The organism is Bacteroides cellulosilyticus DSM 14838, from assembly GCF_000158035.1.
In the GTDB taxonomy this organism is placed as follows: Bacteria; Bacteroidota; Bacteroidia; order Bacteroidales; family Bacteroidaceae; genus Bacteroides; species Bacteroides cellulosilyticus.
Genome location: NZ_EQ973489.1, coordinates 60,257 through 84,751, shown reverse-complemented (window position 1 = coordinate 84,751; position 24,495 = coordinate 60,257). Strand labels below are relative to the sequence as shown.

At 48.0% G+C, this 24,495-nt stretch carries 14 protein-coding genes; 13 read left to right on the top strand and 1 reads right to left on the bottom strand.

The features are described 5' to 3' along the window. Window positions 1-38: 38 nt before the first annotated feature. Window positions 39-1,964 (top strand): RecQ family ATP-dependent DNA helicase, encoded by a 1,926-nt coding sequence (locus tag BACCELL_RS03235; protein ID WP_007210107.1) that lies wholly within the window; start codon window positions 39-41, stop codon window positions 1,962-1,964. 52 nt (window positions 1,965-2,016) lie between these two features. Here the strand turns inward: BACCELL_RS03235 and BACCELL_RS03230 are convergent, their stop codons facing one another. Then, complete coding sequence (locus BACCELL_RS03230) at window positions 2,017-2,817, bottom strand: M48 family metallopeptidase (protein WP_007210106.1); 801 nt, start codon at window positions 2,815-2,817, stop codon at window positions 2,017-2,019. Window positions 2,818-3,010: 193 nt separating this feature from the next. On the opposite strand from BACCELL_RS03230, the gene BACCELL_RS03225 reads away from it, so the two are divergent. From BACCELL_RS03225 to BACCELL_RS03165, 12 genes are all read left to right on the top strand, one after another. Next, window positions 3,011-3,967 (top strand): tetratricopeptide repeat protein, encoded by a 957-nt coding sequence (locus tag BACCELL_RS03225; protein ID WP_206813230.1) that lies wholly within the window; start codon window positions 3,011-3,013, stop codon window positions 3,965-3,967. Between the two features lie 4 nt (window positions 3,968-3,971). After that, complete coding sequence (locus BACCELL_RS03220) at window positions 3,972-5,687, top strand: DUF6377 domain-containing protein (protein ID WP_007210104.1); 1,716 nt, start codon at window positions 3,972-3,974, stop codon at window positions 5,685-5,687. A gap of 201 nt (window positions 5,688-5,888) precedes the next feature. Beyond that, complete coding sequence (locus tag BACCELL_RS03215) at window positions 5,889-8,930, top strand: SusC/RagA family TonB-linked outer membrane protein (RefSeq protein ID WP_242577627.1); 3,042 nt, start codon at window positions 5,889-5,891, stop codon at window positions 8,928-8,930. Window positions 8,931-8,954: 24 nt separating this feature from the next. Then, window positions 8,955-10,748 (top strand): RagB/SusD family nutrient uptake outer membrane protein, encoded by a 1,794-nt coding sequence (locus tag BACCELL_RS03210; protein WP_007210102.1) that lies wholly within the window; start codon window positions 8,955-8,957, stop codon window positions 10,746-10,748. A gap of 143 nt (window positions 10,749-10,891) precedes the next feature. Continuing rightward, window positions 10,892-12,280 (top strand): C4-dicarboxylate transporter DcuC, encoded by a 1,389-nt coding sequence (gene dcuC / locus BACCELL_RS03205; RefSeq protein WP_007210100.1) that lies wholly within the window; start codon window positions 10,892-10,894, stop codon window positions 12,278-12,280. 14 nt (window positions 12,281-12,294) lie between these two features. Then, window positions 12,295-13,440, top strand: coding sequence for a beta-aspartyl-peptidase (gene iadA / locus BACCELL_RS03200; protein ID WP_007210099.1), 1,146 nt, complete (start codon window positions 12,295-12,297; stop codon window positions 13,438-13,440). Further along, window positions 13,437-16,460, top strand: coding sequence for a M14 family zinc carboxypeptidase (locus BACCELL_RS03195; RefSeq protein ID WP_007210098.1), 3,024 nt, complete (start codon window positions 13,437-13,439; stop codon window positions 16,458-16,460). The genes iadA and BACCELL_RS03195 overlap by 4 nt, the downstream gene beginning before the upstream one ends. 143 nt (window positions 16,461-16,603) lie before the next feature. Further along, window positions 16,604-18,325, top strand: a complete 1,722-nt coding sequence (locus BACCELL_RS03190) for an ATP-binding protein (RefSeq protein WP_044153305.1) — start codon at window positions 16,604-16,606, stop codon at window positions 18,323-18,325. 904 nt (window positions 18,326-19,229) lie between these two features. Continuing rightward, window positions 19,230-20,813, top strand: coding sequence for a sulfatase family protein (locus BACCELL_RS03180; protein WP_044153260.1), 1,584 nt, complete (start codon window positions 19,230-19,232; stop codon window positions 20,811-20,813). A 328-nt stretch (window positions 20,814-21,141) separates the two neighbouring features. Further along, window positions 21,142-21,990, top strand: a complete 849-nt coding sequence (locus BACCELL_RS03175) for a prephenate dehydratase (protein WP_007210092.1) — start codon at window positions 21,142-21,144, stop codon at window positions 21,988-21,990. After that, complete coding sequence (locus BACCELL_RS03170) at window positions 21,965-23,146, top strand: pyridoxal phosphate-dependent aminotransferase (RefSeq protein WP_007210091.1); 1,182 nt, start codon at window positions 21,965-21,967, stop codon at window positions 23,144-23,146. The genes BACCELL_RS03175 and BACCELL_RS03170 overlap by 26 nt, the downstream gene beginning before the upstream one ends. A gap of 215 nt (window positions 23,147-23,361) precedes the next feature. Then, window positions 23,362-24,429 (top strand): bifunctional 3-deoxy-7-phosphoheptulonate synthase/chorismate mutase type II, encoded by a 1,068-nt coding sequence (locus tag BACCELL_RS03165; RefSeq protein WP_007210090.1) that lies wholly within the window; start codon window positions 23,362-23,364, stop codon window positions 24,427-24,429. The last annotated feature ends 66 nt before the right edge of the window (window positions 24,430-24,495 follow it).

The following is a 24,495-nucleotide window of genomic DNA, read 5'->3' as shown; positions in this document are numbered from 1 at the left end:
TAACATAACTCAACTCTCAACTTCCAATTCTTCGTATTATGACTGCGCAGCTCAACTCCCAACCTTCAACTCCCTACTCTCAAATTCTCAAAGAGTACTGGGGATATGATAACTTCCGGGGCATACAGGAAGATATCATCAATAGCATAGGCGAAGGCAAAGACACCCTGGGGCTGATGCCTACGGGCGGCGGAAAGTCCATCACATTTCAGGTGCCTGCACTTGCCAAAGAGGGGCTTTGCATAGTTATTACTCCCCTGATTTCTCTGATGAAAGACCAAGTACAGAACTTGAAAAAAAGAGGAATCAAAGCACTTGCCATCTACTCCGGAATGTCCCGGCAAGAGATTATCATCACACTGGAAAACTGTATTTTCGGCAATTATAAATTCCTGTATATATCGCCCGAACGGTTGGATACGGAAATCTTCCGCACCAAGCTACGGAAAATGAACGTCAGCATGATAACCGTTGACGAAAGCCATTGCATTTCACAATGGGGATATGATTTCCGTCCTGCCTATCTGAAGATAGCCGAAATACGTGATCTCCTACCCGGTGTCCCTGTGCTGGCACTGACTGCAACCGCTACTCCGGAAGTCGTGAAGGACATCCAGGCGCGGCTGTGCTTCCGGCAGGAAAATGTTTTCCGCATGAGTTTTGAACGGAAGAACCTTGCCTACATAGTCCGCAAAACAGAAAATAAGACCGGAGAACTTCTTCACATCCTACGCCGTATGCCGGGTAGTGCCATTATTTACGTACGCAATCGTCGGCGAACCAAAGAAATCACCGAACTTTTAATTAATGAAGAGATTACCGCCGACTTCTACCATGCCGGTCTGGATGATGCCACCAAGGATATACGTCAGCATCGCTGGCAGACAGGAGAAAGCCGTGTAATGGTTGCCACCAATGCTTTCGGCATGGGTATCGACAAACCCGATGTACGTATCGTAATCCACCTCGATTTGCCGGACTCTCCCGAAGCTTATTTCCAGGAAGCAGGACGTGCAGGACGTGACGGCAACAAAGCGTATGCCGTAATACTCTATGCCAAATCGGACAAAGTCACCCTTCATAAACGTATCCCGGACACCTTTCCGGAGAAAGACTACATCAAACAGGTGTACGAACATCTGCAATATTATTACCAGATGGCAATGGGAGACGGTTTGGGATGTGTCAGAGAGTTCAATCTGGAAGACTTTTGCCGGAAGTTCAAATACTTCCCTGTACCTGCCGACAGTGCATTGAAGATTCTGACGCAAGCAGGATATCTGGAATATACCGACGAACAGGACAATGCCTCCCGTCTTTACTTCACCGTCCGCCGTGATGAACTGTATAAATTACGCGAACTGGGAGAGGACATGGACAAACTTATTCAAATCGTTCTGCGGTCTTACACCGGAGTATTCACGGATTACACCTTTATCAACGAGAATTCGCTTGCGGTACGTAGCGGATTAACGCGACAACGGGTGTACGACTTGCTGATACGTCTATCCAAGATGCGTGTCATCGACTATATTCCACATAAAAAGACACCTTATATCATATACACACGCGAACGCGTAGACAGGCAACATCTGCAAATCTCCCGCAGCATATACGAGGAGCGTAAGGAACGTTATGAAGCCCGCATTCAGGCAATGGTAGATTATGTAACGACCGAAACTGTTTGCCGCAGCCGTATGCTTCTACGCTATTTCGGAGAGAAGAATGAACATAACTGTGGAATATGCGATGTCTGCCTCAGCCACCGTGCCGAGACTCCCGAGCTTTCCTCCCAACAAATAAAAGAAGAAATTAAAGAATTGCTTCGCAAGCAACCTCTGACACCTGCCGATATTGCCTCACAAATAGAAGCAGATAAAGAAATCATCTCTCAATGCATCCGCGAATTGCTGGAAGATGAAGATCTGAAAGCGGAGAACGGCATCATAAGCCTGAAGGCATAAGAAAGGGCGTACAGTGAATTGCACGCCCTTCTCCTTATTATATCAATAAGAATTATTCCGTTACTGCCGGCTTCTCAATACCTTCGCTGGTTGCACGTTCTTCCATACGCTGAATACGGGCATCCAAATCAGGATGAGTAGAGAACAGTTGATTCAGCTTACTACTTTTCTGCGCACCGGCTTCTTCCTGCAATTTCTTCAGCTTTTGGAAAGATAAAGCCATTGCCCAGGGATTCTTACCATGACTTTTCAGGAATTCATATCCATAGTCATCAGCACTTCTCTCCTGCTTCTGTGAATATGTAGAGTTTACCAGAGCCTCACCCAGGTCACCCAACTGAGAATCAGACAACTTAGCTGCCGTACCACCTTGTGAAGAAATACCATCCTTCAAAGCTGAAGTCAGCAATGCCGTACGGAACCCATTCTTAGAGTCCTTGTGTGCCACGTGACCTACTTCATGTCCGATTACACCCAGCAATTCATCATCCGTCATGATATCCATCAAAGACGAAAAAATGCGCACACTACCGTCAGCACAAGCAAATGCATTGACATCTATCACATAATAAACTTTGAAGTTCAAAGGAATTCCCTCTACATCCGTCAAGCCTTCAGTCAGCTTTTTCAGACGAATTGTATACTCATTATCGTCGGCACATACCTGATTATGTGTATCCATCCAGTCGATATACTCTTTTACATATTCTGCCATCTGAGCATCAGTCAGAGTAACAGCTTTAACAGCTTTAGCCGCACCTTTCAGTGCTTTTACATTAAACTGAGCCATTGCAGGCATTGTCACGGCCATACATAACATAAAGAAGGCCCACTTCATGAAAATCTTTTTCATTCTTGTGTTTTTAATTTAGAAATGATGATTAATTAATATAATTGGTAAATGTATCGCAAAAGAACAAATTTTAAATGATACCATCAATAATAACACGAATGTTTTTTCTTTTTAGACGGAGTTCTTGGTATGGAAACAAGATTTTTATGTAAGTTTGCAAAAAGAATAAAAACAAAACACCTAAGAAATACAGATTATGGGATTCTTTAAATCTTTCTTCTCCGGCAAACAGGAGAAACCGGAAACTGAGAAACAGAAAAACGATCAAAAGAACTTCGAGATATTCAAGTATGACGGCATGCGTGCACAACGCATGGGGCGTCCCGATTATGCAATCAAATGCTTCACGGAAGCCCTCGCCCTTCAGGAAGACTTTGAAACCATGAGCTATCTGAGCCAGGTTTACATTCAAACCAATGCCCTCAGCGAAGCGCATGAACTGCTGGAACGCATGGCAAAACAGGAACCGGACCACACCTCCACTTTCCTCACCCTTGCCAACGTATGCTACCTGCAAGAAGACTATCAGGAAATGGCAGACGCCGCACAAAAAGCTATTGAAATAGAAGAAGGAAATGCCATGGCACACTATCTTTTGGGTAGAGCCAAGCAAGGTATGGACGACGGTATCATGAGCATCGCCCATCTCACCAAAGCCATTGTACTGAAAGACGACTTCACCGAAGCCCGCCTGCTGCGTGCCGAAGCCTTAATCAAGATGCAGCAATACAAGGAAGCTACCGAAGATATCGACGCTATACTCTCCCAAGATCCCGATGAAGAAGCTGCATTACTGCTCCGCGGTAAAGTGAAAGAAGCAGCGGGACAGCAGGAAGAAGCCGAAACCGATTATCGCTATGTAACAGAATTGAATCCATTCAACGAACAGGCTTTCCTTTGCCTGGGACAACTTTATATCGTCCAGAAGAAGTATCCCGAAGCTATCGCACTCTTTGACGAAGCCATCGAACTGAACCCTAATTTCGCACAAGCCTATCATGAACGCGGTCGCGCCAAGTTGCTGAATGGTGACACGGCAGGCTCTGCAGAAGATATGAAGAAAGGATTGGAGTTGAACCCCAAAGAAATCCAAGGAATCAGCGGACAATACGATAATCAGCCAAGACAAACGGACGTTTTAGGATTGTAGTGCCATGAAAAGCGGCCTCTTTATACTCATTGTATGCCTTCTTTTTCCTGCCTACGTCTGTGCGGACACTTCTAAACATGCTTTAGAAGAAAACAGGAAATTGCTTCACTCTTTAGATAGCCTGCTGGAACAGCAGGATCTATTTGTCAGAGTAAAAGAGGAGCGCATCAAGCAATTGAAAATGCAGTATAGCCGGGTCAAAGATGTAAAGGAACTCTATGCCATGAATAGAATGGTCTATTTGGAGTATCGGGTTTATGATGCGGATTCCGCCCTGCATTATATCAACAAGAACATACAACTGGCACAACAGACCAACAACCGTACCTGGGAAGTGGTCTCTTTGCTCGAACAATCATTTGTCCTCACCTCCTCCGGGCTACTGACCGAAGCCTTAAAAGCCGTCAGTGATATTCAACCGGAAGAATTACCCCAAAATCTCCGTTCCGAGTATTTTGGCAGGTTATGTACACTCTATTCCCGCCTGCGGGATTACTCCAGTGAGAACTCCCAACTGTCGGAACATTACAATAATCTCCAAAAGGCTTTCCGGGACTCGGTATACCTCACAGCCACTCCTGACGAATTGCGCTACTGGAACTGCCGGGCATGGCTCTACCTGGGAACCCCGGAAATAGAACCCGTCAAACAGGCATTTGAGGAAAACAAGCAAACATTGTCTAACGACAGCCGCAAGTATTCCATAGCTACCTATAATCTCTCCGCCATTTACCGGAGTGAAAACAACGAGAGCAAATATCTGGAGAACCTCATTCTTTCGGCTATGGCAGACATCCGGTCTGTCAACGGAGATATCGGCTCTTTGCAGGAAATAGCAGAATACCTATTTAAACATGGAGAAATAGACCGCGCCTATAACTACATCCTCTATTGTTCTCAAAAAGCCATGCTTTTCCACAACCGGGTACGAATAGTCAAAATGTCTCATTTGCAAAACCAAGTCTACAAAGCGTACCAAGAACAGAGCCGCACACAGCAAAAGCGCCTTCAAGCCTCCCTGATTGCCGTCAGTTTCTTATTCCTCGTACTGATCGGCGCCTTCCTGTTCATCCGCAAGCAAATGCGTCGGCTAAAAGAAGCCAACTTGAAGTTAGACAGTACAAACCAGAAGTTGTCCGTCAATATGGATGCCCTCTCTACAGCACATCAACGCCTAGAAGAAGTAAACATGCAGCTGAAAGACCTGAATACGCAATTACAGGAAGTCAACGACCAGTTGCGGGAATCTAATTACGTAAAGGAAGAATATATCGGCTATGTATTCAACATCTGTTCCACCTACATCAGTAAGCTGGAAGAGTTTCGCAAGAACATCAACCGGAAACTGAAAGTAGGCCAGATAGAAGATGTAAAAGCAATGACGGACTCTTCCGCAACAGCCTCCAACGAACTGAAAGAGTTCTACCAGAATTTCGATACCATCTTCCTGCATCTCTATCCCGATTTTGTAGGCGACTTCAATGCCTTATTGCTACCCGAGGAGCGCATCGAACTGAAAGAAGGCGAACTACTTAATACCGAACTGCGCATACATGCCTTGATAAGACTCGGCATCACAGACAGCGTGAAGATAGCGGACTTCCTTCATTGTTCCGCACAAACGGTTTATAACAACCGGCTTCGCACCCGAAATAAATCCATTATCCCGAAAGAAGATTTTATAAATGCAGTGAAAAAGCTCGGAAAATACAAAGCGTAAGCCCTGCTCTCTACTACCGATTCCACTTAAAGAGTTTACTTCCGAACCTTTCATTTTCAGAAAACAACACTAATAATCAAACACTTATCAGTTTTAACAGTTTACTTCGCCTGTTTACCTCGCAGAGTAAGTAACCCTTATTGCGCATACCTTTGCCACAGAGATCCAAACTAAAAACTTATGTTAACTATTAAACGAATCATGAAGAACAAAAGAAAAGAAAAAAGCTCATGCAGACTCATCCTTACCTGCTGCGCTTTGTTACTGTTCATTTCGGTAAATGCATTTGCACAACAGCAAGTCACAGTCACCGGAAACGTGAAAGATGAAAAGGGAGAACCCATCATCGGAGCTAATGTCATTGTGAAAGGCACTGGTACAGGAAGTGTCACCAATGTAGAAGGAGACTTTTCATTGGCGAATGTACAGAATGGCGCCACTCTTGAAATCTCTTTTATCGGCTATCTAAATCAGGATGTGAAAGTCAACGGCACGAAACCCGTCAGCATTATCCTGAAGGAAGACACTAAGATGCTGGATGAGGTAGTAGTGGTAGGTTATGGTGTGCAGCGCAAGTCGGATATGACAGGTGCAGTTGCTTCCGTAAATACCAAAACACTGGAGAATCGCCCGCAGACCAACATCATCCAATCTTTGCAAGGTGCTGTACCGGGTCTGAATATCTCAGTGACCGGAACCAATGCGGAAGGTTCTTCCACCAAGACCCGCATCCGCGGCGAGAACTCCATCACGGCAGACAACAAACCACTGGTTATTCTGGACGGTATTCCCTTTGATGGTCCCTGGTCCGAAATCAATCCGAACGACATCGAATCCATTGAAGTATTGAAAGATGCTTCTTCGGCTGCCATCTATGGTGCCCGCGGTTCGAACGGTGTCATCCTCATCAGCTCCAAGAGAGGTGAAAAAGGCAAACTGACCGTATCCTACGACACCTACATCACCATTGACAATCCCATCAACTTCCCCAACCTCATGAATGGAGCTGAATTCTGGAAGTATAAGACAGAAGCATTGAAAGATGCCAATACCACCCCGCCCACTGAAAGCAATCCCGAACCGTGGATGGGATCTATGACCGCCACAGAATTGCGTATGCACGAGGCCGGAATGGATACCGACTGGCTGGACCTGGCAACCCGCACCGGTTTCAAGCAGCAGCACAATATTTCTTTCCGTGGTGGCGTCAACAAGACCAACTATTTTGTCTCACTGAACTATACCGATGTGAAAGGTACTGCCGTAGGCAACCAATTCAAACGCTACAACATCCGTTTCAACCTCGATCAGGAGTTCACTTCCTGGTTTAAGTTCTCTACCAGCACTCAGTTGGGACGCTACGACCGAAGTGGCAGCAGTGCTTCTTTCTCCAGAGCATTCCGCATGAATCCCCTGGCAGAAGCTTATGACGAAGAAGGTAACATCCGTTCCGCCGCCTGGGAAGATTCCAGCGAAGCTTTCTCTGTAAACCCCTTAAGCAGCCTCAACAACAAGAGCAACGACATACGCTCTAAAGTCATCACCAACAACGTGGTAGAAATAAAGTTGCCGTTCGTTCCCGGACTCAGCTATAAGCTCAATACCGGCTATACGTACCAGAACAGTAGCTGGAAACAGTACCAGGGAATGGACACTTACTACGGCGCACGCTCCAACGGTATTCTGAACACCGACGACTGGCATTCACAAGAGTGGATTCTGGAAAACATCATCACTTACACCCGTGAATTTGGCAAGCACCGCATCTTCTTCACCGGTCTGTATTCTGCACAAAGCTACGAGAAAGAAGGCAACGGAATGGAAGGCAAAGACTTTCCGAACGACGTGATGTACTATTACCAAATTTCCAAAGCCGCCACCATGTCCGGCAGTTCCAGCTATACCAAGCAAAACCACATCTCTCAGATGGCACGTCTGAACTACTCATACGACAGCCGTTACTTGTTGACACTGACTGCACGCCGTGACGGTTACTCCGCATTCGGCAGCCAATCCAAGTTCGGTGTATTCCCCTCCATGGCTATCGGTTGGAACATTTCCAATGAACATTTCTTCCAGGCAAGCCCGTTGGCAAAAGTGGTGAGCAACCTGAAATACCGCCTGTCATGGGGTAAGAACGGTAACGAAGCGGTAGGCGCCTACACTACATTGCCTGACCTTTCCACCTTCAATTATCTGAAAGATGACCATACCCCAAACTACGGTTTCTATCCTTCCAAGCTGGCTTCTCCTTCGCTGGGATGGGAAACTACACAATCCATCAATACCGGTATCGACTTCCAACTGTGGAACGGACGTATCCAGGGAACATTCGACATGTACTGGTCGAAGACAAGCGACCTGTTGCTGAACCGCTCCATCCCCACCATCAACGGTACGGGAAACATTACCGAGAATATCGGTGAGACCAAGAACCGCGGTTTAGAGTTGCAGATTACTTCCAACAACATTGCCAAGAAAGATTTCGACTGGTCCACTACCTTCAACCTGTCGCACTACAAAACAAAGATCGTGAATGTAGGTCTCTACGATGCCAACGGTAACCCCGTGGATGACATCGGTTCCAGATGGTTCATCGGCCAGCCCATCAGCGTGAACTACGACTACCGCTTCATCGGTATCTGGCAGATCACCGACCCGTCTAATCCGAACGGACAGCAAGACCCGAACTATCGCTACTCCATCCCCGGATATATGAAGTACCATGACAAGGACGGCGTGAACGACATCACCCCGGCAGACAAGGAAATCATCGGCTCGGCAATTCCTAAAGTAACAATGGGTATGACGAATACTTTCCGCTACAAGAATGTCAGTCTGAGCGTATTCCTCAATGCCCAACTGGGACAGACAGCCAATAACTGGCTTTACGACGTATCTCACAACTCCTATCGCCAGAACCGCCTCATGGTAGACTTCTGGACACCGGAGAATCCTACCAACAAGTACCCGAAGAACTCACTGGATACTTCTGTAAACCCGATGAGCGCAGGTTTCTACGAAAAGACCGACTTCCTCCGTGTGCAGGATGTCACGCTGGCCTACCGTGTTCCCCAGCGTTGGTTAAAGAAGATTTCCCTGAACCGCCTCGAAGTATATATGAATATCAAGAACCTGGCAACCTGGACAAGCTGGACCGGCCTCGACCCGGAATTTATCAGCGACCAACAGTCCACTCCGCAGGTACGTTCATTCACATTCGGTCTGAAACTTGATTTATAAACCGTTAAAACAAAGAGAAACAGTATGAAAAAGCTAAAATATACACTGATAGCACTACTCGTGCTCTGCATGACCGGATGCAATGAATCCAGCTTTCTGGAAGAAGATCCGCGTGCTTCACTCTACCCTGAAAATCTGTTAGTAGATTACAGCGGGTTCCAATCCATGGTAACCAGCCTCTACGGAATGATGCGTAACGAATACCGCCGTGCCGATGCACTCGGTGGCGGTCTGCCGCTCGTTCTGCACTCTGCATGGGGTTGCGGTGTGGACAATTCATGGAGTAATAACTCACACAGCGACTTTAAATACATGTACTATCCGTCGCAAATCAACCAGACGGACTTGCAGATATTCCAGAACATCTTCCAATGGTGTTACCGCATCATCAACACGGCAAACATGGTGATTTCACGTGCCGAAGGCAGTGGCATCGACTGGAAAGGAACCGAAACCGAAGCTGCCGCCCACAAGAATAAGATCATCGCACAGGCCCGCTTCTTCCGCGCATGGGCTTACCGCCATCTGACATATTCATTCGGTGCCGTACCTTTGTCCACCGAAGAAATTACAGGTATGAACTACCGTAACGACTGGGAGCGCAACTCCGTAGAATCCATCCGTGAAATCATGGAACAGGACTTTGCTTTCGCCATGAACAATTTACCGTTGCGTGAAGAAAGCAACAGCAAGATTTCAGGAGCCATGGCACGCCATTATCTGGGTGAACTATATCTGGCAATGGACCAGCCCTCCAAGGCAGTCGAAGTTTTAAAGCCACTGGCAGAAGGTTCTGAATACAGTTTGATAACTAACCGTTTCGGCAAGAACTCCGCCAATCCGGGCTGTCCATTCATCGACGTATTCCGCACACCGATGTATGCGGACGGAAACACGGAGGTTTTATACACTTTTGTCAACACGGAACCGGAAAACAGTGCTTTCGGTACAGCCGAGGTTTATATGAAGAGTACATATAAGAACTATTACTCCAACGACGGTGTCATCAACAAGAGCAACAAGTACGATCCCGACTATACAAGCGGTACAGCCACTTGGCCTCAGGTGTTCTGGATAAACAACGGTGGTAAAGGTGCCGGACGTTGCGTGCCTTCAAGAGGTGCTTTCCGTCTCTACAACTATAAAGATCAGGGAACTCAGGACGACCGTGTATCCGATTATGCAGTGGTATGGACTATTAACGAGAAGGGTGCCGACGGCAAGATTACGGAATTCCTGAACAACGGTAAGATGGTGGTAGACACCACTGTAACCGCCGCTATGCTGGATGATAATAAGACAACCATCAAGAAGTATAACTGGCCCACTACCCGCAAATGGGATTACGTGGCACCGTTACTGGCAAATGGTGACAAGGATGGATGTTATCAGGATATTGTTTATCTCCGCCTCGCCGACACGTACTTGCTTTATGCGGAAGCCTTGCTGAAAAACAACCAGGCAGGTGAAGCCATCAAATGGATTAACAAGGTACGCAATCGTTCCAATGCAGTCAGCATCACAGAAGCTGAACTCACCGCAGGAGGCGTAGATTTCATTCTGGACGAACGTAGCCGTGAACTTCTTTCCGAAGAAGAACGCCGCCACACCCTGATTCGCGTAAGTCAGGAGAAAGGTGGAGATGAACGTGATGTGAACAATTACTTCAAACGCCGTATGCGACAGTTGAATGAGATTGCAGGACGCGAGGCACGAGGCATGAATTCGTATGATACGCCTGTGTTGTTCCCGATTCCGCAAGAGTTCATTGATTCCAATACAGGTCGCCAGTTGGAGAATAATCCGGGGTACTTATAAGACAGTAGAACAATGATTAAATAGTGCTATCCCAATTCTCCTCCTTTTGAGAGGAGGAGAATTGAGACACTTCATTTAATGCATTCCTGTCCCATCCCCGATCACTCCCCAAAAACAATTTATAATCCAGAACCAATCAGATTATGTCAATCATAGCCTTCCTCCTCTGTATATTGGTGACCACCGTCACCGCTATTTACCTCTACCGGAAACTGAACCCGCAAGGAGTTTTGATGCTGGCCGGACTTGTGATGTTGACATTCGCCCTCATTCTCAATGTCCAACCCATCATTCCGGATAAATCCACCGGCAGCGTTGTTTTCGATTTGGTGAAAGTGGTAGAAGAAACATTCATCGGCAACCTGTCCCGCGCAGGACTGATGATTATGACCATCGGCGGCTATGTAGCCTTTATGAATCACATAAAAGCCACCAATGCCCTGGTGCACATCTCCATGAAACCGTTGGGTTTCTTTCGCCGTTATCCCTACCTGGCAGCTACCGTCACCATTCCCATCGGCCAGTTGCTCTTTATCACTACCCCCTCGGCAGCCGGATTAGGACTCTTGCTTGTCGCCTCCGTTTACCCCGTCCTCATCGGATTGGGAGTAAGCCGCCTCACCGCATTATCCGTCATTGCCGCCGCAACGCTGTTCGACCAGGGTCCCGGCTCGGCAAACACAGCCCTTGCCGCCGAACTTATCGACCAGACCAACGTAGCTTATTTCATTACCCACCAACTCCCGTTGGTTATCCCCACCACCTTGGTAGTCATGACCCTGTTTTACTTCAACAATAGGTATTTCGATAAAAAAGAAGCCGCCAGGCAGAGTACGGAAAATAGTGAAACAACAGAAGTCCCGCAGACCTCTGCCAAACCGGATATTCCATTAATATTCGCCATGCTTCCCATACTTCCACTTGCGCTTCTCATTGTATTTTCGCCCTATGTGGGCCTGTTCCAGCCTCCCATAACGCTCAATACAACGACCGCCATGCTATTTTCCCTCTTTGTCTCACTCGTATTCGTAGGTTGCCACACACGCAATATACGGAAAACCTTTGACGCCTTCTCCAGCTTTTGGAAAGGGATGGGAAATGTCTTCGGAAGTGTCGTGACACTGATTGTTGCCTCCGAGATATTCTCCAAAGGACTGATTAGCCTCGGCTTCATCGACTCACTGGTAGATTACTCCACGCATATAGGACTTTCCGGCATTGCCATCGCAGCAGTCTTCGCCCTGATAATCTTCTGTGCGGCCATGCTGATGGGAAGCGGAAACGCGGCTTTCTTCTCGTTCGGCCCGTTGCTGCCCGGAATTGCCGGACAGTTGGGTATGCCTGCCTATTCCCTCGTGCTTCCCTTGCAGTTATCCGCCAGCATGGGGCGTGCCGCATCTCCCATAGCGGGAATCATTGTCGCCATTGCCGGTGTGGCGGGTGTATCGCCCATTGAACTGGCAAAGAGAAACACCCTGCCCCTTATAGGCAGCATCCTGTTCCTGATAGCTTATCATTTCATAACACTATAAAACAACTCCGAATCATGTTCACACTCATTAAAAATGCAAACTTATACTCTCCGGAGCATCTCGGCATGAACGACGTTCTACTGGCAGATGACAAAATAGCCCTCATAGACCGGAAGATAGAATTGACCGGTATCCCGTTGAATACCATAGACGCCGGCGGATGTGCCGTCACCCCCGGCTTTATTGACCAGCACGTCCACATCACCGGTGGCGGCGGACAAACCGGCTATGCTTCCTTAGTCCCCGACGTCTCCATGAGCGAACTGGTGGCTTGTGGAACCACCACCGTGGTAGGGCTACTCGGCACGGACGGTTTCGTAAAAGAACTGACCACCCTTTACGCCAAAACCAAAGCCCTGGAAGACGACGGCCTCAGTGCCTACATGCTTACCAGTTTCTACGGATTACCTCCCAAAACACTGATGTCCTGCGTAGCCGACGATCTCATCTTCATCGACAAAGTGATCGGTTGCAAACTCGCCATGAGTGACGACCGCAGCGCTTTCCCCACCGAACTGGAGATACTGCGCCTCATCAACCAGGTACGCCTCGGCGGTTTCACTTCCGGCAAAGGAGGTATCCTGCATATTCATCTGGGAGCCTTGCCCGATGGTATCACTCCGTTACTGGATATCGCCCGCAAGTATCCCACGCTGATTTCCTACCTCTCGCCCACCCACCTGATACGCACGGAAGCCTTATTCCGGCAAGCCGTAGAATTTGCCTGCATGGGTGGCATGGTAGATTTCTCCACCGGAGGAACCAAATTCGACGCTCCCCACCGCTGCGTCATGAAAGCCCTCGAAGCCCACGTGCCCCTCGACCGCATCACCTTCTCCAGTGACGGCCGTGGCGGAGTGCGCCGCACCAATCCTGAAACAGGAGAAACGACCTATCGACCCGCTCCCCTGCACCTCAACTTGCAGGAGATGACATTGCTCGTAAAAGAAGGCCTTCTGCCTCTGGAACAGGCACTGACCCTTATCACCAGCAATCCGGCACACAACCTCAAACTGCGCACCAAAGGCAGAATAGCCGCCGGTTTCGATGCCGACCTTTGTTTCCTTGATTCCGAACTTCAACTGACGCACGTCATAGCACGCGGCAAACTCGTCCTAAAAGACAAGGAAGTCATTAAAAAAGGGAGGTATGAAGAATGAAAAGATTAATTCTACTTCTTGCTATTGTTTTTCTGGGCACCGGACTCCGTGCCGCCTCCGTGCTTCCCGTAGGTGAAGGCAAGTTCACCTACAAAGACTATCCTCCCTTTGCCGACCGTCCGGTAGATGTGCACTACTACATTCCGGCTTCGGGCGATGTACGCCGTATGCCCATTGTTTTTGTCTTTGAAGGTGCCGACCGCGGTTACACCTATCTGCTCAAAGCCTGGAAGCAGGAGGCAGAGAAGCATAAATTCATGGTCTTCATTCTCCACTTCGATTTGGAGAGGTTTCCTTTACCCGATTATCAGGAAATCGGTGTCATGGACGATAAGGATCATACGATACGTCCGGCTGAAAAGCGAACTCCGGCACTGGTTGATAAAATCTTCGAGTACGTCCACCAATCTTCAGGTAGTGAACGGAAAGGATATATGATTTACGGTCACTCAGCCGGAGGGCAGTTTGTGCAGCGTTTCATGCTTTTCCATGACAGCCCGTATGTGGAGAAAGCTGTTATCGGCAGTCCGGGATGGTACACTTTCCCCGATGCTTCGCAAGATTTTCCCTACGGAGTACGTAACATTCCGTATGTTACTCCCGAAACAATCAGGAAGTATCTTGCCAAACCGATTATCCTCCAATTGGCTACGGGAGACACCATCCGCGAATCATATTTAAGGAAGACTCCCGAAGCCGAAGCACAGGGATGCAATCGTTACGAGCGTGGCAATCAGTTCTACCAATACCTCCACCGGATAGCAGCCGAACACAACTGGCCTTGCAACTGGCAGAAAATAGAAGAACAAGGCATCGGACACCACTCCACCGGAATGGGCAGACGTGCCGTTCCTGTCATGTTGGGAGACTCTCTCCGTGCGCTGTTCATAGGTAACAGCTACACACAATACAACCGTTTAGTCCGACAAGTGCAGGCCCTTGCCGCCTCCACCGGCCACAAGCTTTCTGTAAAATTAGTGGAACACGGCGGCTGGACATTGAAGAAACATGCCGCCAACCCTGAAACCCTGGATGCCATTCGTGAAGGAAATTGGGATTTCGTCATCCTGCAAGACCAAAGTAAAGCGCCTGCCCGCGAAAAGGAATGGGTACGGGAGAATGTGTACAAGCCCGCCCACTCCCTCGACAGCCTGCGCCGCCTCTACAATCCGAAAGGAAAAACCGTCTTCTACATGACCTGGGGACACGACATCGACACGTATGCCGAAATGCAACAACGACTGGCTGAAAGTTATTTGAAGATGACCGCACAACTGAATGCCTGGTGTGCCCCCGTCGGCATCGCCTGGAAGCGTGTCCGCACGGAAAATCCAAGCATCACGCTTTACAATAACGATCACAGCCACCCTTCCCGGCAAGGCTCTTATCTTGTCGCCAATGTATTCTGTAGCGTATTTTTTCAGAAACCCTATACAGGTACTTATTATGCCGGACTGCCTGAAGAGGAAGCACTCTATCTGCAACGTATTGCGCAAGAAACCGTATTCAGCAACCCTTCTCTCTGGAATATCCAGCCCACGATGCAACCGAAAGAGGTAGCCCACCGTTTCTATCCCGAACCGGAGCAGCAATATTCCACTCCCACCCTCAGCAAACCGCTTGAAGAAGGTCTGGCTTCCTTGTTCGAGATAAACAGGTATTTGAAGGATTTAGCCGACAGGCATCCCGATAAGGTTACGCTATCCAATATAGGAAAGACTCCACAGGGCAGGGATATCCCCGTGCTCTATTTCGGAACTCCCAACAAGAAAAAGAAAATAAGAGTCTGGATACAAGCAGGACTGCACGGCAACGAACCTGCCGGGCCGGAAGCAACCTGTATGCTTGTCGATTATTTACTGAATACGCCCGAAGGTACTGAACTACTGAAAAAGGTGTCTCTTGCGCTTGTACCTGTAGCCAATACGGATGGTTATGCCATGCAAAGCCGTAAATCGGGCAATGGCTATGATTTGAACCGGGATCAAAGTAAACTTGCCGATCCGGTGACTCTTCTTCTTAAAAAAGCGTACAAGGAATGGAACCCCGAAATAGCGCTGGACATCCACGAATTCAATCCTTTCCGCAAGGAGTTTGAATTGCTGCGGGGTACTAAAGCAGCTACGGCCGCCGATGTCCTTTTCCTACCCAGCGGGCATTTGAACATCCCTGCCGGAATACGTACACTTTCCAACGGCTTATTCCGTGAAGAAGCAGAGAAGGCATTGGAGGCTAACGGTTATCATTCAGGCTTTTACTTTACACCCAGTGTCAGGAATGATAGTTTGTATGCAATGAAAGATGCTAAGAGTCCGCAATCCAGTTCCACGTTTCAGGGACTCACCAATGCGGTATCTCTATTCATAGAAATCCGTGGAATAGGATTGGGAAGAGCGTGTTTTGCCCGTCGTGCAGAATGTGGTTTTCTGGTATCCCGCAGTCTTTTGGAAACGGCGGCTCTTCATTCAAAAGAAGTAAGAAGTGAGATACGAAAGGCCGTAAAAGAGACTTGCAGCGGAAAGAGTGATATATCCGTCACTTTTCAATCTGCACGGACAGAGCTTTCCGTTACATTTATAGATCTTACTAAAAACGAACGCTTTACGGAGCCTCTGCCTACTTTCGATGCGCTTCAACTGAAAGCTGAGTTAGTACGCAAACGTCCCAAAGCATATATTCTGCCGGATACCTGCCGGATGCAAGCAGAGAAATTGCGGGCTTTAGGAATAGAGGTAGAAGAGATAGGAAAACCCTTCACAATCACCGTAGAGAAGTATATGGTTACCGGATACAAGAAAGCCACCAAGGAATGGGAAAAGATTTATCCGGTCACAGTCTCTACACGGACGGTAAAGGAAAAGAAGAACTTCCCGGCAGGTTGTTTCATCATTCGTCTTTCACAGAAGAATGCGAACCTTGCGGTAACGCTGTTAGAACCGGAGTCCGTGAATGGCTTTGTCAATTTCGAGGTGGTTCATACGGAGTTGGGGAAAGAGCTGCCGATATACAGGAAAAACTAAAGAGTTACTGATAGACAGGGAAAGCTCCTGACCCCGTATTCTTTTATAAGACCGGAAAAATCCGGCATACCCGCTCCCCGATTTCCAGGAACTTTTCCTATCTTTGTAGTGTTGTTGCATTTATCCCAACAATTATGATGTATATGGAAGAAGTTAAACGAATACCTTACGGTGTGTCCAACTTTGTGGATGTCATTGAACAGAACCAGTATTATGTGGACAAGACGATGTACCTGCCTTTGTTGGAGGATCAGCCCAGTAACTTGTTCCTCATCCGTCCCCGGCGCTTCGGCAAGAGTATCTTCCTAAGCATGATGGGTGCATACTACGACATTGCCCGAAAGGATGATTTCGAACGTCTTTTCGGCAACCTCTGGATAGGTAGTCATCCCACCCGCCTGCAAGGTACATTCCAGATTATGTCGTTCGACTTCTCACGGGTAGGAGGTAGCAGGGAACAATTGGAAGTGAATTTTCAGATTTACTGCACCGGAGAGCTGAACATCTTTATGAACAAATACCATGACTTCTATTCCGACCACATCCGGGCTCAGTTCGAAGCAGCTCCCACCTTCGAGGCCAAGCTGCAAGTGATACTGGGAGAAGCCCACCTACGCAACTATCCCCTCTATCTCATCGTCGATGAGTACGACAACTTCACGAATGTGGTACTGAACGAGCATGGCGAAAACGTTTATCACACCCTCACCCATGCCGACGGTTTTTACCGTAATGCTTTCAAAAAGTTCAAGGGTACTTTCGACCGCATCCTTATGATGGGCGTCAGCCCCGTCACACTGGACGACCTGACAAGCGGCTTCAATATTGGCTGGAACATTAGTACCAAACAGCAATTCAACACCATGCTGGGATTCTCCGAGACGGATGTACGCCAGATGTTCCAATATTACAAGGATTGCGAACAACTAAAGGGTGACATCGACGAAATGATAACTGAGATAAAACCGTGGTATGACAATTATTGCTTCTCTGAAGAGAGCCTGAACCGTGACCCGAAGATGTTCAACTGCGACATGGTGCTTTATTATCTGAGACAGAAAATAGACTTGGGATACTCTCCCAAGCAGATGATTGATCCCAATACCCGCACGGACTACAGCAAGATGAAGAAACTCCTCAACCTCGACCATCTGGACGGTGACCGTAAAGGCGTCATCCGCCGTATCGCGGAAGAAGGACAGATTGTAGCAGACTTAGCCCTCTCCTTTCCCGCCAAGGACCTGGTTAACCCGGAACTGTTCACCAGCCTACTGTTCTACTACGGTATGCTTACCATCATCGGTACCCGTGGCGACCGTCTTATTCTGGGCATCCCTAATAATAATGTACGTAAACAATACTACGATTATATGCTGGAGCAATATCAGAATAAGGAGCGCATCAGCCTGAACGACCTGAAGAACCTGTACGATAACATGGCCTTCGATGGTGACTGGCGTCCTGCCATGGAGAAGATTGCCTACGATTACAAAGAGAATTCCTCCGTACGCAGTCTGATTGAAGGCGAGCGTAACATTCAGGGCTTCTTCCAAGCCTATCTCAGCATCAATTCCTATTACCTTACTGCGCCCGAAGTAGAGTTGAACCACGGCTTTTGTGATTTGTTCCTGATGCCTGACCTACAACGCTATCCCGAAGTGGAACACAGCTACATTCTGGAGTTAAAATATCTTCCTGTCAAGGACTATGACGCCAAAGGCGAAGCCCAGTGGGAGGATGCCATAGCACAAATTCACCGCTATGCCGAAGGGCCTAAGGTACAGTTGATGTGCCAAGGGACAACGCTGCATTGCATCGTGATGCAGTTCTCCGGCTGGGAGTTGGCACGAGTAGAAGAGGTGTGACTATGTAGTGAATTATTTCAGTCCTTCCAATGTCTCACCAACCACACCAAATCCCTTGTTGTCTCTTGAATCCTCCACCACAGTACTTTCAGCCTTGGAGGTCGGTGCATTGGCAAATACAGTCTCCACAAACCACTTTCCAGATCAAGGATAAAATACACTTTCCCACGGCACATCACATAAAGAAAATCACCTTTCACAAAGGCACTGTACACGGAATCAAGCGGTAATTTACATCCGCATTTTTCTTCCGGAAAGTCTTTACAGGGAGGTTCCAGCTTAATGCTGGCATAGTCGGAGTCGAGCGTAAAACCATATTTTATACTTAATGGGTAGAGCACTTCCCATATCTCGTGTTTCCTCTGTTCTACCATGCAGTGGATGGCCTCTGTTATCATTTCATCCTTCGGGGTATTCATGTCTTCTTCGGATTTTAAATATTTAAAATCGCCCTCATCCCCCTTATACAAAAAGAAGTCGGACGTATAGTTCATATTTATGTAACGAAAGGCACTGGTATACCCACAGAACTCATAAACATGCTTGCACGCCCGACCCTTTTTGGTCTGCGTGAAACATCTTTATTGAAGTTCTGTTTCTTGACTTAAATAAAATTACCAGTTTTTTTCGTTATCAAAAATAGCTTCAACACGCCGCATTTCTCTTCGGCTAATGCAAAGATAGATGAATTGCAGGGAATAGCCAAAAGGAAGAATGCTTTTTTATGGGATCAGAAAAAGAATAATACATTAACAGAATTCTTCCCTTGTTTAAATTCGTAATAACCACTCCGCACTTGCAACAATATCTCAAACTTTTGAGACAGAACTAATAAAGCCCTTTCCATCGAACAGCTAATTTTGTACATAATAACCAAGTAAAATCAAACCCAAAACATCATATCATGAAAAACCTCACCTATCTCGGATTATTATCCGTTCCCTTCTGCCTTGGACAACATGCCCATGCACAGTCATCCCCTCACCCCGACACACAACCCCAGCAAAAGCCGAACATCATTTTCATCCTCGCCGACGATATGGGCTATGGAGATGTCTCCGCCTACAACAAAGACTCGCATATCCAAACCCGCCACATCGACCAGATGGCCGCCAACGGCGTAATGTTCACCGATGCTCATTCTTGTTCAGCCGTCAGCACCCCCACCCGCTATGGCATCCTCACAGGGCGCTACAACTGGCGTTCCAGCCTCAAAAGCGGTGTACTCTATGGCTACTCCCGCCCTATCATCCCCACCACCCGCAGTACCATGGCATCCATGCTGAAAGCAAATGGATATACCACCGCCTGCATCGGCAAATGGCATTTAGGCTGGAACTGGGGCACGAAACCGGGACATGAGAAACCCGACGCCAACGCCCTCAACGACGAAGACGTGGACTACTCTAAACCCATCACCAACGGTCCTGTCGACTTAGGCTTCGACTACTTCTACGGCTTCTGCGGTTCCCTCGACATGGCTCCCTATGTATATATAGAAAACCGCCAGCCCACCACCACGCAAATAGGCACCGTACCCGCAGGAAAGAAACCGGGCTTCTGGCGTGCAGGCGCCATAGGCAACGACTTCAACCACCAGGACTGTCTGCCCAACCTAACCCACCGCGCAGTAGACTATATCAACCGCCACGCACAAGACGAACGCCCCTTCTTCCTCTATCTGCCCCTGCCCGCCCCGCATACCCCCATCCTGCCCGCCGAAGCCTTCAAAGGAAAAACCGGACTGGGTGATTACGGCGACTTCGTCCTGATGGTGGACGATGTAGTGGGACAAGTGCGCGAAGCCCTGCGACGCAACGGTATAGATTCCAATACCATCGTAGTTTTCACCACCGACAACGGTTGCTCTCCCGCCGGAGGTATCCCCGAAATGGCAGCTAAAGGGCATCATGCCAACTACATCTGGCGAGGCATGAAAGCCGATCTCTTCGACGGCGGTCACCGCGTACCCACCATCGTGGAATGGGTCAACGGTGCAGGTCGAGGCACCTGTGCGCAAACTGTCTGCCTCAACGACTTCTACGCTTCTTTTGCCGCCCTCAACCATTATCCCCTGAAAGATAACGAAGCGGAAGACAGCTACAACATTCTTCCCCTCATCCGGAATCCGCACCACATGCCAACCATCCGTGAAGCAACCGTGCACCACTCCATCCGCGGAGAGTTTGCCATCCGTAAAGGAGACTGGAAACTGTTGTGTTCCCCCAGTTCCGGCGGTTGGAGCTACCCCAAACCGGGTGTGGACAAGGAAGCCATTGCCCAACTCCCACCGATTCAACTCTATAATATGAAAGACGATCCCACCGAAAGCAAAAATGTCTATCAAGAACATCCCGAAATAGTCAGCGAGCTGAAAGACCTATTGCAAAAGTACATCCGCGAAGGCCGGAGCACTCCGGGAAAAGCACAGTCCAACGATGCCGTGAACAAATGGGAGCAAATCAAGGGAATCATGCACGACGATTGATGGATTTCCGGCAGAAAAAGACAACCGGAAGCACTCGTCTGAAAGCTAATTTTGAAGAAGAAATAAAAAAAATATCATTTTTTGCTTGCATATAAGAGAAAAGTATTACTTTTGCCACGAAATTAAAAACAAAAAGAAAACGAAAGTATGAATTTGTTTACTTATACATATTACTTCTTTTTTTACTTTTACTTTAGCCAGAAAGTAGAGCGGGAGTTTGTATGTGTCAAGTGACAGTGATGCTTAAGAACTGAATAGAGAACTAAAGTAATATACTTAATCCCGCTCCATTGTATGGAAGCGGGATTTTTTATTTTAAAGAAACAGTATGAAAAGAATAGCCATTCAAGGAACATTAGGGTCGTATCACGACATTGCCGCACACAAGTACTTCGAAGGAGAAGAAATAGAGTTAATCTGTTGCGCTACTTTTGAGGACGTGTTTGCAGCCGTGAAGAAGGACAGCAAGACCATAGGAATGTTGGCAATAGAGAATACCATTGCAGGTAGCCTGTTGCACAACAACGAGTTGCTGCGGCAGAGCGGAACACAAATCATAGGCGAATACAAACTACGCATTTCACACAGCTTTGTCTGCCTGCCCGATGAGGACTGGAACGATCTGACGGAAGTCAACTCCCACCCCATCGCACTGATGCAATGCCGCGAGTTCCTTGCCCAGCACCCGAAGATGAAAGTAGTGGAAGCGGAAGACACCGCCCTCAGCGCCGAAATCATCAAGCGGGAGAACCTGAAAGGACACGCCGCCATCTGCTCCAAGGCTGCTGCCGAGCGTTACGGCATGAAGGTGTTGCAGGAAGGCATCGAAACAAACAAGCACAACTTCACCCGTTTTCTGGTAGTTGCCGATCCCTGGCAAGTAGACGAAATACGCCGCCATCCACACCCGGAAACCAACAAGGCAAGCATGGTATTCACACTGCCCCACACGGAAGGAAGCCTCTCGCAAGTACTGTCCATTCTTTCGTTCTACAGCATCAACCTGACCAAAATACAGTCACTGCCCATCATCGGGCGGGAATGGGAATACCAATTTTACGTAGACGTTGTTTTCGACAACCTACTGAGATATAAACAATCCATCGCGGCCATCACACCGCTAACCAAAGAACTTAAAATATTAGGCGAATATGCAGACGGAAAATCAAACATCTAAGATCAAGCCCGCCGACCGGTTGGCCAGCGTGAGCGAATACTACTTCTCCAAGAAGTTGAAAGAGGTGGCACAAATGAATGCCGAAGGAAAAGACGTAATCAGCCTCGGAATCGGCAGCCCCGACATGCCTCCCTCGGAAGCAACCATACAGACCCTGTGCCGCGAAGCACAAAATCCTGACGGACACGGTTATATGCCTTATGTCGGCATCCCCGAACTTCGCCGCAGCTTTGCCGCCTGGTATAAGAAATGGTACGGCGTGGAGCTGAATCCTAATACTGAGATACAGCCGCTCATCGGCTCGAAAGAAGGTATCCTGCACGTCACACTGGCCTTCGTCAATCCGGGCGAACAGGTATTGGTTCCCAATCCGGGCTACCCCACTTATACCTCATTGAGCAAGATACTGGGCGCGGAAGTCATCAACTACAACCTGAAAGAGGAAAACGGCTGGATGCCCGACTTCGACGAACTGGAAAAGATGGACATGAGCCGCGTAAAGCTGATGTGGACCAACTATCCGAACATGCCGACCGGAGCTAACGCCACCCCGGAACTTTATGCAAAACTGGTGGACTTTGCACGCCGTAAGGACATCGTGATTGTAAACGATAACCCGTACAGCTTCATCCTGAACGACCACCCCCTCAGCATCCTCAGTGTGCCGGGCGCCAAAGAGTGTTGCATCGAGTTCAACTCCATGAGCAAGAGCCACAATATGCCGGGTTGGCGTATCGGTATGCTGGCAAGCAACGCCGACTTTGTGCAATGGATCCTGAAAGTGAAGAGCAACATCGACAGCGGTATGTTCCGCGCCATGCAACTGGCAGCCGCCAACGCTCTGGAAGCCGAACAGGAATGGTACGACGGAAATAACAAGAACTACCGCAGCCGCCGCCATCTGGCAGGGGAAATCATGCATGCACTGGAATGTACATACGATGAAAAACAGGTAGGTATGTTCCTCTGGGGAAAAATTCCCGATAGCTGTGCCGACGTTGAAGAACTGACTGAAAAGGTGTTGCACAACGCACGCGTGTTCATCACGCCGGGATTTATCTTTGGAAGTAACGGAAAACGGTATATCCGCATCTCGCTTTGCTGCAAAGACCATAAATTGGAAGAGGCATTGAAGCGCATCAGGGAGATGAAGTAATATATTTACAAAAAAGAAGTCCTGTAACACAAGTCACTCACCGTTTTAAAAAACGTGCCCGACGTTTTTAAAGAATAAGGGCAACGTTTTTAAAAAACGAGGCCTGTATTTATTAACACGTTCGAAAGGCTTTATCGACGGGGGTTGCAGAGGGTTCAGAAGACACTGAGAAATATCTATACAATAAAAATATAATTGAACAAAAATAAAAGAATATGGAACTTGAATTAGAATCGATTTTGCTGCCGGGTATTGAGGACAAACGTCCCATGGTAATTGCAGGTCCTTGCAGCGCCGAGACAGAAGAACAAGTAATGTGCACCGCCAAACAACTGGCCGAAAAAGGAATGAAGATATTCCGTGCCGGAATCTGGAAACCGCGTACCAAACCGGGTGGTTTCGAAGGTGTAGGCGTAGACGGTCTGGCATGGCTGAAAGAGGTGAAGAAAGAAACCGGAATGTACGTTTCTACCGAAGTAGCCACTTCGAAGCATGTATACGAGTGTCTGAAAGCAGGTATCGATATCCTTTGGATTGGCGCACGCACCACTGCCAACCCGTTTGCCATGCAGGAAATTGCCGATGCACTGAAGGGTGTGGATATTCCTGTGTTTGTGAAGAACCCGGTAAACCCGGATTTGGAACTCTGGATCGGTGCCCTGGAACGTATCAACAATGCCGGTCTGAAACGTCTGGCAGCCATCCACCGCGGTTTCAGCAGTTACGACAAGAAGTTGTACCGCAATCTGCCGCAATGGCATATCCCCATCGAGTTGCGTCGTCGCATCCCAAACTTGCCGATCATCTGCGATCCCAGCCATATCGGTGGTAAGCGCGAACTCATCGCACCGCTTTGCCAGCAGGCTATGGACCTCGGTTTCAACGGTCTGATTATCGAAAGTCACTGCAACCCCGACTGTGCATGGAGTGATGCTTCGCAGCAAGTAACTCCGGACGTACTGGATTACATCCTGAACCTGCTCGTCATCCGTAAAGAGACCCAGACCACAGAAAACCTCAGCGAACTGCGCAAGCAGATTGATGAGTGCGACAACAACCTGATGCAGGAACTTGCCAAGCGTATGCGTGTGGCACGTGAAATCGGTACGTTCAAGAAAGAGCACGATATGACGATTCTGCAAACGGGACGTTACAATGAAATTCTGGATAAACGCGGTTCTCAAGGTGTGCTTCTGGGCGTGGATTCGGAATTTATCAAGAAGGTATTCGAGCTGATACACGAGGAGAGTGTGAGGCAACAAATGGAAATTATAAACAAGTGATTAGCGACTGGTGATAAGTGATTAATGGCTACGCTATCTTTCACTTATCACTAATCATTAATACCT

Bases quoted from the DNA above. Each gene is read 5' to 3' on its own strand.
- BACCELL_RS03235 (WP_007210107.1), top strand. From the start codon at position 39: ATGACTGCGCAGCTCAACTCCCAACCTTCAACTCCCTACTCTCAAATT.
- BACCELL_RS03230 (WP_007210106.1), bottom strand. From the start codon at position 2,817: ATGAAAAAGATTTTCATGAAGTGGGCCTTCTTTATGTTATGTATGGCC.
- BACCELL_RS03220 (WP_007210104.1), top strand. From the start codon at position 3,972: ATGAAAAGCGGCCTCTTTATACTCATTGTATGCCTTCTTTTTCCTGCC.
- BACCELL_RS03215 (WP_242577627.1), top strand. From the start codon at position 5,889: ATGAAGAACAAAAGAAAAGAAAAAAGCTCATGCAGACTCATCCTTACC.
- BACCELL_RS03210 (WP_007210102.1), top strand. From the start codon at position 8,955: ATGAAAAAGCTAAAATATACACTGATAGCACTACTCGTGCTCTGCATG.
- dcuC (WP_007210100.1), top strand. From the start codon at position 10,892: ATGTCAATCATAGCCTTCCTCCTCTGTATATTGGTGACCACCGTCACC.
- iadA (WP_007210099.1), top strand. From the start codon at position 12,295: ATGTTCACACTCATTAAAAATGCAAACTTATACTCTCCGGAGCATCTC.
- BACCELL_RS03195 (WP_007210098.1), top strand. From the start codon at position 13,437: ATGAAAAGATTAATTCTACTTCTTGCTATTGTTTTTCTGGGCACCGGA.
- BACCELL_RS03190 (WP_044153305.1), top strand. From the start codon at position 16,604: ATGGAAGAAGTTAAACGAATACCTTACGGTGTGTCCAACTTTGTGGAT.
- BACCELL_RS03180 (WP_044153260.1), top strand. From the start codon at position 19,230: ATGAAAAACCTCACCTATCTCGGATTATTATCCGTTCCCTTCTGCCTT.
- BACCELL_RS03175 (WP_007210092.1), top strand. From the start codon at position 21,142: ATGAAAAGAATAGCCATTCAAGGAACATTAGGGTCGTATCACGACATT.
- BACCELL_RS03170 (WP_007210091.1), top strand. From the start codon at position 21,965: ATGCAGACGGAAAATCAAACATCTAAGATCAAGCCCGCCGACCGGTTG.
- BACCELL_RS03165 (WP_007210090.1), top strand. From the start codon at position 23,362: ATGGAACTTGAATTAGAATCGATTTTGCTGCCGGGTATTGAGGACAAA.